The organism is Paenibacillus herberti, from assembly GCF_002233675.1.
GTDB classification, from domain to species: domain Bacteria; phylum Bacillota; class Bacilli; order Paenibacillales; family Paenibacillaceae; genus Paenibacillus_O; species Paenibacillus_O herberti.
Map to the genome: position 1 here is coordinate 1,004,047 of NZ_NMUQ01000002.1, position 2,241 is coordinate 1,006,287.

Sequence of the window (2,241 nt, forward strand, 5' to 3'; positions counted from 1 at the left end):
AGTACGTGGATGTAGACCCGAAACCGGGTGATCTACCCCTGTCCAGGGTGAAGGTGCGGTAACACGCACTGGAGGCCCGAACCCACGAATGTTGAAAAATTCGGGGATGAGGTGGGGGTAGCGGAGAAATTCCAATCGAACCCGGAAATAGCTGGTTCTCCCCGAAATAGCTTTAGGGCTAGCCTCGGTGTTGAGCATGCTGGAGGTAGAGCACTGATTGGGTGCGGGGCCCGCCAAGGGTTACCAAGTCCAGTCAAACTCCGAATGCCAGTCATGTATAACCGGGAGTCAGACGGTGAGTGCTAAGATCCATCGTCAAGAGGGAAACAGCCCAGATCATCAGCTAAGGTCCCCAAGTGTGTGTTAAGTGGGAAAGGATGTGGAGTTGCCCAGACAACCAGGATGTTGGCTTAGAAGCAGCCACCATTTAAAGAGTGCGTAATAGCTCACTGGTCGAGTGACTCTGCGCCGAAAATGTAACGGGGCTAAACACACCACCGAAGCTATGACATGTACCATTAGGTACTTGGGTAGGGGAGCGTTGTGTATGGGTAGAAGTCAGACCGTAAGGACTGGTGGACAGTACACAAGTGAGAATGCCGGTATGAGTAACGAAAAGATCAGTGAGAATCTGATCCGCCGAAAGCCTAAGGGTTCCTGAGGAAGGTTCGTCCGCTCAGGGTAAGTCGGGACCTAAGGCGAGGCCGAAAGGCGTAGTCGAAGGACAACAGGTTGATATTCCTGTACCACCGTAAACCGTTATGAGCAATGGGGTGACGCAGAAGGGTAGTAACGCGGACCGATGGATGTGTCCGTCCAAGCAGTGAGGCTGGTTTGTTGGCAAATCCGCAAACCGTATAAAGCTGGGCTGTGATGGGGAGGGAAAATTATAGTACCGAAGGTTATGATCTCCAGCTGCCAAGAAAAGCCTCTAGCCAGGTGAAGGTGCCCGTACCGCAAACCGACACAGGTAGGCGAGCAGAGCATGCTAAGGCGCGCGGAATAACTCTCGTTAAGGAACTCGGCAACATGACCCCGTAACTTCGGGAGAAGGGGTGCCTCGGTAGGGTGAATAGCCCGAGGGGGCCGCAGTGAAAAGGCCCAAGCGACTGTTTAGCAAAAACACAGGTCTGTGCGAAGCCGTAAGGCGAAGTATACGGGCTGACGCCTGCCCGGTGCTGGAAGGTTAAGGGGAGCGGTTAGGAGCAATCCGAAGCTGTGAACCGAAGCCCCAGTAAACGGCGGCCGTAACTATAACGGTCCTAAGGTAGCGAAATTCCTTGTCAGGTAAATTCTGACCCGCACGAATGGCGTAACGACTTGGGCGCTGTCTCAACGAGAGATCCGGTGAAATTTTAATACCTGTGAAGATGCAGGTTACCCGCGACAAGACGGAAAGACCCCATGGAGCTTTACTGTAACTTGATATTGGACTTTGGTACGATCTGTACAGGATAGGTGGGAGCCTAAGAAGCCGGAGCGCCAGCTTCGGTGGAGGCACCGTTGGGATACCACCCTGATCGTATCGGAGTTCTAACCTGCTGCCGTGAAACCGGCAGAGGGACCGTGTCAGGTGGACAGTTTGACTGGGGCGGTCGCCTCCTAAAATGTAACGGAGGCGCCCAAAGGTTCCCTCAGAATGGTTGGAAATCATTCGAAGCGTGCAAAGGCATAAGGGAGCTTGACTGCGAGACCTACAAGTCGAGCAGGGACGAAAGTCGGGCTTAGTGATCCGGTGGTACCGAATGGAAGGGCCATCGCTCAACGGATAAAAGCTACCCTGGGGATAACAGGCTTATCTCCCCCAAGAGTCCACATCGACGGGGAGGTTTGGCACCTCGATGTCGGCTCATCGCATCCTGGGGCTGAAGTAGGTCCCAAGGGTTGGGCTGTTCGCCCATTAAAGCGGTACGCGAGCTGGGTTCAGAACGTCGTGAGACAGTTCGGTCCCTATCTGTCGTGGGCGCAGGAAATTTGAGAGGAGCTGTCCTTAGTACGAGAGGACCGGGATGGACGTACCGCTGGTGTACCAGTTGTTCCGCCAGGAGCACAGCTGGGTAGCTACGTACGGACGGGATAAGCGCTGAAAGCATCTAAGCGCGAAGCCCCCCTCGAGATGAGATTTCCCAGTATGTAAGACCCCTAGAAGACGACTAGGTTGATAGGTTCGAGGTGGAAGCGCAGCAATGCGTGCAGCTGACGAATACTAATCGGTCGAGGGCTTATCCAAATCAGTGAAGC

General features: G+C 54.1%; 1 rRNA gene (only partly in view). It reads left to right on the top strand.

What is annotated here, in order from left to right:
• A 23S ribosomal RNA gene (locus tag CGZ75_RS16885) occupies positions 1–2,230 on the top strand; it begins 709 nt to the left of the window's first position.
• Positions 2,231–2,241: the final 11 nt, after the last annotated feature.